Source organism: Bradyrhizobium sp. 23, assembly GCF_023073295.1.
GTDB classification, from domain to species: domain Bacteria; phylum Pseudomonadota; class Alphaproteobacteria; order Rhizobiales; family Xanthobacteraceae; genus Bradyrhizobium; species Bradyrhizobium canariense_D.
In genome coordinates this window covers 126,335-134,782 of sequence record NZ_JADPJF010000022.1, presented here as the reverse complement: position 1 = coordinate 134,782, position 8,448 = coordinate 126,335, and the positions used below count along the sequence as shown (strand labels likewise).

Below are 8,448 nucleotides of genomic sequence, written 5' to 3'. Positions count from 1 at the left end.
TGCCGTTGGTGCCGTCGCCGAAGGTGACATTGACCGCCGTGCCGCCGTTGAAGGAGGAGAAGGTCAAGGTCTTGCCGCTGATGCCGCCGACGCCGGAGGTGCGGGCCGCGGTGAAAGCGGTCGCGGTGCCGGTGTTGCCGGCGAAGCCGAGCGAGTTCAGCGCATTGCCGGTGCCGGTGATCGACAGGTCGGCGTTGACGCCGGTGGACAGCTTGAGCTGGCCCGACGCGTTGATCGACGAGTTGGTCTGGCCCGAGGCGGTCGACAGCGTCGCAGTGCCGTTGGCGGCAATGCTGGCGGACTGAACGCCGGTGGCAAGATCGATCGCATTCAGGACGTCACCGATGGTACCAGCCTGCAGATAGACCGTCGAGTTGCCGGCGCCGTCGGTGATGACGTTGCCGCTCTTGCCGAAGCCGGACGGAATGGCCGGAGCACCCGCGGAGCCCGGAACCGGGGCGTTCTTGAAGCTGATGACGTGTCCGTCAACATTCAGCGTCGAGCCGTCCTGGATCAACTGACCGAGCGAGGCCGCGCTGGTGGTGCGGGCCACGTTCACCGTCGCGTTGCCGCCGCCGACGGCCGAGCTCAGACCGAGAGCCTTGAGCAGATCAGCCTTGCCGGTGACGCTGAGGTCGGCACCGGTCGAGCTGCGCAGCGTGACCTTGCTGGCCGTCGTGGTGCCGACGTCCGATGGCGTCGCACCAGCGCTCGTGCTGATGGTGGCCGCACCGGCGCTGATGGTCGCAACCTTGACGCCGCTGGCGAGATCGATCGCGGTGGCGAGGTCGCCCACGGTCGCAGCCGGGGTACCGCTGGTGCCGAGATAGACTGTCGAGTTGCCGCTGCCGTCGGTGACGATGTTGCCGCTGAAGCCCGAGCCGCTGGGAACAGCAGTGGCGGCAGGAGCAGCGCCGGCACGGAACGTGATGGTCTTGCCGTTGACGGTGACCGTGTCGCCGTCGGCCGGCTGGGCGGTGCCGACCAGGCCGGTCGCCGTCGCCGCACCGCTCGCGATCAGGGTGATGCCAGCGGAGAGAGCCGTCGTGCCGTCACCAGCCGTTGCAGTCGCACCGGTGTTGACGCCCTGGGTCGCGCCCAGGGTGATCGCCGAGGTCGCCGCGTGCGTGCCGCCCGCCGTGCCGTCATACAGCACGTTGCTAGTGGCAACCGTGCTGGCGAAGGAAGTCGTGCCGCGCAGGTCGGCAGAGGTTGCACCCGAGATCGTGGCCGAGACGTTGGACTTAGTGGAGTAACCGACGGTGGTCTGCAGCGCCTGGTTGGCGATCGACTTCGCGCTGTCGATCAGCTTCTGCAGCGAGGTGATGCCGGTGTTGGCGGCCTGCAGCACCTGCACGCCGTTGGCAATGCCGTCGAGCAGATTGTTGATGTCGCTGGCGCGGTTGTCGAGCGACTGGGCGGTGAAGAAGTTGGTCGGGCTGTCCAGAGCCGAGTTGACGCTCTTGCCGGTCGACAGACGGTTCTGCGTGGTGGCGAGAAGATCAGCGGTGGACTGGAGGGAGAGCAGGTTCTGACGAACCGAGGAGGAGAGAACGATACCGGACATTGGGTGTTACCTTTCTGGTAAACGACGCTTACTGTTACGCGTCTGCTTGGATCGAGCATGATCCAGCGACCGGCGGACCGTGGCGCCGAGAATCTAACGAAGCATGAAATGAAACCGGCGCTTTCGCTGAGTCGCGGCATGATTCGGAGGGGCAAACGGCTTCTGCCGCTCCGGCGCCGCATAGTTCGGCGTTGAAATGATTGGGGTTTTTCGTCCCCAGACCCGAAATTTACAACTCGTTAACTAGTCTTGATGGAGTATTGCGCCCTGATCCGCCGCAACACACGCTCGGTTACGAAAGCGTTGATGGAGAACAGGCATGGCCCTCAAGGTCGAGCTGAGACCGCACGAACGCATCATCGTCGGTAACTGCGTGATAACCAACACTGAACAGCGCGCCCGCCTTCTGATCGACGGCGACAACGTGCCGATCCTGCGCGAGCGCGACATTCTCACGCCGGAGACCGCCGATACGCCCGCCAAGCTCGTCTATCTGGCGGTCCAGCTCATGTACATCTCGCCGGATCCGCAGAGCCAGCACGGCACCTATTTCAACCTGGTGCGTGACATCGTCACGGCGGTGCCGAGCGCCTGGCCTATCATCGAGGACATCAACAACCACATCATGAGCGGCGACCTCTACCGGGCGCTGAAAGACGCCCGCAAGCTGATCGCCTATGAAGACAAGCTGCGTGAGCAGTTCGAGGCCACCCATCCCAAGGATGAGGTCAAGGAAGACGTCAGCTCGGCCGCCTGAGCGCTTCACGCATTGCAAACAAAAACGCCCCAAACCAGGTTCGGGGCGTTTTTCGTTCAACCGCTTTCAAGCGAAGGTACCGCTTCGCTTGAAGAAACCGCGTCAAAAAAACCTGATGTCACTGCGCCACAAGCGGCGGCGCCTCGACCTCGATCACGCCGCCGCTGCGCCGTCCGCCGAACTCCAGCACGGCCGCGACCAGCGCATCGATATCCATCTCCGCGGTGCGGTGGTTGACGATCGCGGCACGGATCGCGAACCTGCCATCCAGTGTCGTGCTCGACGGCGCCGCGATGCCGGACTCCTGGATGTCGGCGACAATCTCGCGATTGATCGCATCGCCGGCGCGGTAGCGGAAGCAGACGATGTTGAGGTTCACTGGCGCCAGCAATTCCAGTCGCGGGTCGGCCAGAACGCGCGTCTCCAGATATTTCGCCAGCGCGCAGCTGCGCGCGATGACCGCGCCCAGCCTGTCGGTACCGAACGTCTTGAGCGTGAACCAGGACTTCAGCGCGCGGAAGCCGCGTGACAGATCGGGGCCGAGATCGCACGGCCAGACCGCGCCGGCCGCAAGCCCCCTCGCCTCGCGGCTCAGATAAGCCGCCGGCTGGGCAAAGGCCCGCCGGTGCTGCTCGCCGTCACGCACCAGCAGGAAGCCCGCGTCGTAGGGCACCTGGCCCCATTTGTGGAAGTCGAGCGCAATGGAATCGGCAAGCTCGATGCCGCCGAGCAGCGGTGCGAGCTCGGGCGAAAGAATTGCGAGCGCACCGAACGCCCCGTCGACGTGAAACCAAAGTCCCTCCTCGCGGCACAGCGCGGCGACGGCCTTGAGGTCGTCGATCGCGCCGACATCGACCGAGCCGGCGGAGGCGACGACGAGGAACGGTTTGAAGCCGACCTCGCGATCGGTAGCGATCTGCGCACGGAGCGCGGCAACGTCGATGCGATGATCCGCGTCGACCCCGATCTTGCGAAGGGCGTCGCTCCCAAATCCCGCGATATCCATCGCCCGCGATATGCAGCCATGCGCGGCCCGCGAAGTATAAGCCGTAAGCAGCGCGCCATCGTTGCCGATGCCGTACTGCCGCGCCAGCGCGCCGAGCGCAGCGGTGCGCGCGACCAGCACCGCCATCAGATTGGCCATCGACGTGCCCGTGACGAAGATGCCGCTCGCGCTCTCGGGAAACGCGAACAGGCGGCGCATCCAGTCGACGATCTGGCGCTCGACCTCGATCGGCATGTGGTCGCGCCCGCCGAGATTGGCGTTGAGGCCCGCGGCGAGCATCTCGGCGATCATGCCGACGGCCGTGCCGCCGCCATGCACCCAGCCCATGAAACCCGGATGAACATTGCCGGTCGCATAAGGCGCGACATGCTCGGCGAATTCGCGGTAGACATCGGCGAGATCGCTGGCATCGCGCGGCACGTCCGTCCTGAATGCCGCACGGACCTCGTCGGGGATCGCCTGCCACACCGGGCGCGCGCGAATATTGGCGATGCCGTCGATCGTCTCGTCCAGCATGCGATGGGCGAGCGCGCGGAAATCGCTCCAGTCCTGCGGATCGAGCGAGGTGTGCGTGACGGAGCTGTGCGTGTTGCGGATGAGCTCGTTCATGCCGCACTCTCTTCTCTGGCCTGTGCATGCCGCGACAGCATCGCCGTGAATGCCGCAAAGATCTTGCGCATCTGCGGCGGCTTGTACGGAAACACGGCCGGCGGATCCATGTTGTGCACGACGGCGGTATTGTCGGCTTCGAAGACCAGCAGCTCGCGGTTCTGGTTCTCGGCGCAATCGACGATGAAGTAGTCGAGGCCGACGCGCCTGCTCATCTCGTCCAGCGCGATTTTGTGGCGCGCAGCGAAAGCACGGTCGAAGTTGAGCATGAAGACGGCTTCCTCGGCCCGCTTCTCCTCGCTGAACGCCATGAAGGCGTTGAGATACCAGATGTCCCAGCGATCGGCGATTGCCATGTGGCAGGCATAAGGTTCGCCGTCGACCATCGCGAGACGATATTTGCGGTAGAGCCCGTCCGGACTCGCATAGTCGACGAAACGTGCGACGAAGAAGTCCTGCTCTTGTCGCTCGGCGAGATAGGCCGCGAGCGCTCCAGCATCGTCGAGTTTCGCGAGACCGACGCCGGCATGCGTACCGCGCGGCCGCACGATCATTGGAAAGCGCAGTTCGCCCGTGATCTCCTCGCAAACGATCCTGCCTCGCGAAAGCTCCGACAATTGCGCACGCGTCGTGGGGGCGGTCACGGGAATGTCGAGGCCGGGCACGCCCGTCAGCAGACGATACAGCTTGTCGCGATCGAGATTGCCAATGAGATCGGGACGATTGAGCAGCGGCTTCGGCCAGTGCGGCGCGGCCTTCTCGATCAGCGCGAGCGCCTCCCGGCACTCCTCGGAATCGGATGCGATCACGATGGCGACGTCGTGCTCCGGCAGAGTATCCGGCAGGCCGATGCCCTTGACAACGTAGAGCGTCAACAGCTCGATGTCGGAATCTTCAAGCAGGAAGTCGATCGGCGTGTTGCCGCCCATGTCGATATCGGCGGCGAGCGCGAGCACGCGCAGGCGGGGTTTTGGAGCCGCGCAAGGCGTACGAAACAATTGGTGGAAGGAGAGCACCTCGGTCTGGATCACCAGCCCAGCCTCCTTCTCGCCGAGAAGCTGGGCAATCAGCGAGAGATCGAGGCCTTCGCCGGCCTCCGCCGTTCCCTCCTCGATCCGCGCCAGCAGCCGCTCGCGCAACGGATACAGGTCACCTCCCTCGAAGGCGCTGCGCGTCAACTGCGCAAAGCCGATGCGGTCGGCATAGGTCGGCGCGGTCACGCCGCTCGGCGCGGAAACTGGATGTTGCATCTCACACCTCGAACGCGAACTTTGCCGGCACGGCCGCAACCGCGCCACGATCAAGCAGCAGCTCGATCTTCACCAGCACATGGGCGATGCGATCAAGAACGTGCTGCACATTGCGCTGCGCCTGCATTGTATCCGGCGACCATGCCTCGGTCACCAATCGTGCGCCGACGCAGAGGCGCAACACGGCCTGCGGCGCACCGTCCTGCCGCTCCAGTCGGACCGGCTGGCCGACGAGACAGCGCTGGGCGGCCACTTGCCGGTCCGCCGCGCTGCCGCTGATCTCCTCGGCCATGTCGCACGCCAGCGCCCGATGCACGGCGCTGGTCTCGGCGAGCGAGACCGGCTTGCCGCCGCGCAGCAGCGTGAACGGAAAGATCGTGGCTTGCACGAATTCCTCATCGTCTGCGCTGGACTTGTCGATGGCGGTTGGAATGGCACGAAGCGACGGCGACAACGCGATCATGCTGTCGATGCCGGCTGCGAGCTCGGCCAGCATCCTGGCGCGGAAGGCCCCGGGCACGGCGTAGTAGCTGCCGATCTCGGCCAGCGCGGCTTCCCAGCGCAGCCATTGACCGAAATTCGGCCGGCGCTCAAAGCGCGAGCGCAGCATCGTCCACGCCACCGGCCAGTCGCAGCGACCGGCATAGTCGAAGATGCCAGGCGCGATCCGGCACATCCGGTCGATCGACCGCGACAGGCCTTTCGGCAACAGCAGCGCACCGCTGAAGGCCGGTCCGCCGAAAAATTTCGAGCCGGTGATCAGCACCATGTAACCACGGTCGAGATAGGCGCGCAGCCGCCGGCGACCGAGCCGCGCCTGACAGGCATCGACGACAATTTGAACCTTGCGCGGCCAGCGCCGCGCGATCTCGTCGAGACACGCCTCGCTTGGGGCACGCCAACCGAGTTTTGACGAATCCATGATCTGCAACAAAACGCGCCGGCCTTGCGCGAGGCTGGTCTCGACCGCATGCAGCACCGCGGCATCGGCATCGGTGCGCATCGCAATGCCGGCCGCCATGTCGATCAGCGGCACCGCAATGCTGTCGCCGGCGAGCCCCGTCACCGCGCCGTCCTTGCGCACGGCCATGCCGCCTGCCGTCATCGTGCTGAAATGGTGGCCGCGTGCGGTATGCGACGTCCCGCTTCCGGTCTGGTCGGCGCCGACCACGATCCTCACCGGCGCCGCGCCGAGCACCGCGCGCGTCACGAACAGGGCGTGAAGCTGGGAGTCCGTGCCGGACGGCGAGAACACGATTTCGATGCGCGACGAGAGCGCAAGGTGGCCGCGCAGCTCCTCGCGCATGTCCTCGCAGCGGGCGTCGAAGGCGATTTCGACCTCGTCGAATAGGCACTTGTGCATCAGCTCTTCGCGCGCCAGCGCGGCGCGGTCGTAGGCCATCTGCGAGATCGTCGACGCGGTCGCGGAGGCGAAATTCCAGAGCTCCGGCTCCGGCGAAGCCGCGCAGCCATAGGCGTTGACACGGTCGTTCCGATCGAGCGCCAGCCGCGGATCTCCGCCGGAGGCAAGCAGCGTATCCAGTGGCGTGAAGAGATCGCGCAGGCGATAGCGCGAGCCGCTGTCGGACGGGCGCTCGCTGGCTGACAGACGGGATGCGCCGGCGCTCATCCCGAAAGGCTCACGCTGCATCGGCCGCCGCCGCGGGCGCCGGTGCGAATTGCGAGGTGATGTCGCCGTGGAACACCGACGGTCCGACGTGATCGAGCGAGCTCTCGATGTCGGCCCAGATCTCGCCGCCGATGTCGGTCCAGCGCTTGCAGAAGGCGAAGTCCTCGGACAGATAGGTGCCGGTCGCCGGATCGATCATGCATTCGAACAAGGCAAACCGGTTCTGGCTCGCCGCCAGCGTGTCATGCGAATGCTCGCGGAAGAATTGCAAGGCGGCGTAGTCCGGATGGCGGCACATCGCCTCCAGCACGGAGCGCCGGATCATCAGGAAGCCGGTGCCGGCGTAGCGCACACGGGTGAATCCGTTCACCACCACGATGCGGTCGGGGTCCTCGATCTCGAGCACGTAGTCGAGCGATGCGGCCGGCACGTCGGTGCGGCCGGACTGGATCGCCCGCGCGGCCTTGTCCCAGTTGATCCGCTTGATCGGATAGCAGCCGGCGACGACGTCCGCGCCGCACTCGATCAGCCGGAACACCTGCTCCGGCTTGAAGCCGATGTCGGCATCGATGAACAGGAAATGCGTCGCTTCGGGATCGTCCAGGAACATCGCGGCCAGATTGGCCCGCGCGCGCGTGATCAGCGCATCGCCGTCGCGCAGCAGCACCTTGAGCTCGAGATTGGCCATGCCGTGCACGGCGCGCTGAAGCGCGAAGATCGAGCTCGCATAGATGCTCGTCACCTGCCCACCGAAACATGGCGTGGCCACCACCAGTTTCATCTTCTCCGACATCGTCAGCTCCGCCCCGCTGCAATCCTCACCAAGAGGTAAAGAGGCATGGTTAACGGCGCCTTAACGCCCGCTTACAGGAACTTGACGAGCGAGAGCTGCGCGAGGTTCGAGGTCACCTGGTAGGACGCCTGGAGCGCATTCTGGAGCGACAGGATCTCGCTCGCGACCTGGTCCGGCGAGGCTGATTCCGCCTGGTCGATGATGGTCTGGAGCTGCGCCTTGGCCTGGGTCTGGCGCGTGCCTGCGTCCTTCATGGTGTTCTGGGCCATCGCGATGTCGGTCTGGATGTCCTCAATGCGCTGCTCGCCTGGCTGCTTCGTCAGGGCCTGTGTCACCCGCAGACTCAGCGCGGCGACCTGCCCGCCCGAATACTGCCCGGTCGGTGAGGTCGAGAACGTCCCGAACACGGCGACCGCCTGCAGCTCCTTGCGGATCGCGTCCTCGTTCGCCTGCGCGCCATACTGCACCGTGACGGAATCGTCGACCCGGGCCATCGCGGTGGAGCGCGGCGATCCGGGGCCGTCATTGCCCAGGTACCATTGCACGGTGGTGGCCGAGCCGTTCACCAGCGTCGTCGCCGAGCCGAGGGGCGACGAGCCGACGCGCAGCGGAGCCTTTGCCGCCGTGACCGGGGAGGTCGTGAAGCCGAGCGCCGCGAACGCCGTGCTGTTCGAGCTCGTGATATTGAGGCTCCCGGGATCGTCCGTGTTGATCGTGATCACGCCGCCATGGATCGTCGACGGCTTCGTGGTGCCGGTGATCTGATCGATTTTGCCAAGCAGAGTTGTGATGTTGTCGGTGATGTTGATCTGGTTTGGGCCGCTGGCGCCCGAGGC

Annotated in this window: 6 protein-coding genes and 1 pseudogene; 1 reads left to right on the top strand and 6 read right to left on the bottom strand. The window is 65.4% G+C overall.

The genetic code is table 11. The features are described 5' to 3' along the window. Positions 1–1,567: DUF1522 domain-containing protein (locus IVB32_RS03730; RefSeq protein WP_247409857.1), on the bottom strand; the 1,567-nt coding region annotated here is incomplete at its 3' end. Positions 1,568–1,886: 319 nt separating this feature from the next. Here IVB32_RS03730 and flbT point away from each other — a divergent pair. Beyond that, a complete protein-coding gene (flbT, locus tag IVB32_RS03725) occupies positions 1,887–2,324 on the top strand; it encodes a flagellar biosynthesis repressor FlbT (RefSeq protein WP_085357252.1) in 438 nt (145 codons plus the stop codon). 118 nt (positions 2,325–2,442) lie between these two features. Here flbT and IVB32_RS03720 read toward each other — a convergent pair whose 3' ends face one another. The 5 genes and pseudogenes from IVB32_RS03720 to IVB32_RS03700 form a co-directional block, all read right to left on the bottom strand. After that, positions 2,443–3,939 carry an aspartate aminotransferase family protein gene (locus IVB32_RS03720; RefSeq protein ID WP_247406878.1) on the bottom strand — a complete coding sequence of 499 codons (1,497 nt, stop codon included), beginning with the start codon at positions 3,937–3,939 and terminating at the stop codon, positions 2,443–2,445. After that, a complete protein-coding gene (locus tag IVB32_RS03715; protein ID WP_247368221.1) occupies positions 3,936–5,189 on the bottom strand; it encodes a hypothetical protein in 1,254 nt (417 codons plus the stop codon). The genes IVB32_RS03720 and IVB32_RS03715 overlap by 4 nt, the downstream gene beginning before the upstream one ends. A 1-nt stretch (position 5,190) precedes the next feature. Then, a complete protein-coding gene (locus IVB32_RS03710) occupies positions 5,191–6,840 on the bottom strand; it encodes a hypothetical protein (protein ID WP_247368223.1) in 1,650 nt (549 codons plus the stop codon). Next, a complete protein-coding gene (locus IVB32_RS03705) occupies positions 6,830–7,612 on the bottom strand; it encodes a hypothetical protein (RefSeq protein ID WP_247368225.1) in 783 nt (260 codons plus the stop codon). Before IVB32_RS03705 ends, IVB32_RS03710 begins: the two co-directional genes overlap by 11 nt. A 71-nt stretch (positions 7,613–7,683) precedes the next feature. Beyond that, positions 7,684–8,448, bottom strand: a pseudogene (locus IVB32_RS03700) (flagellar hook associated protein); the annotation flags it as partial.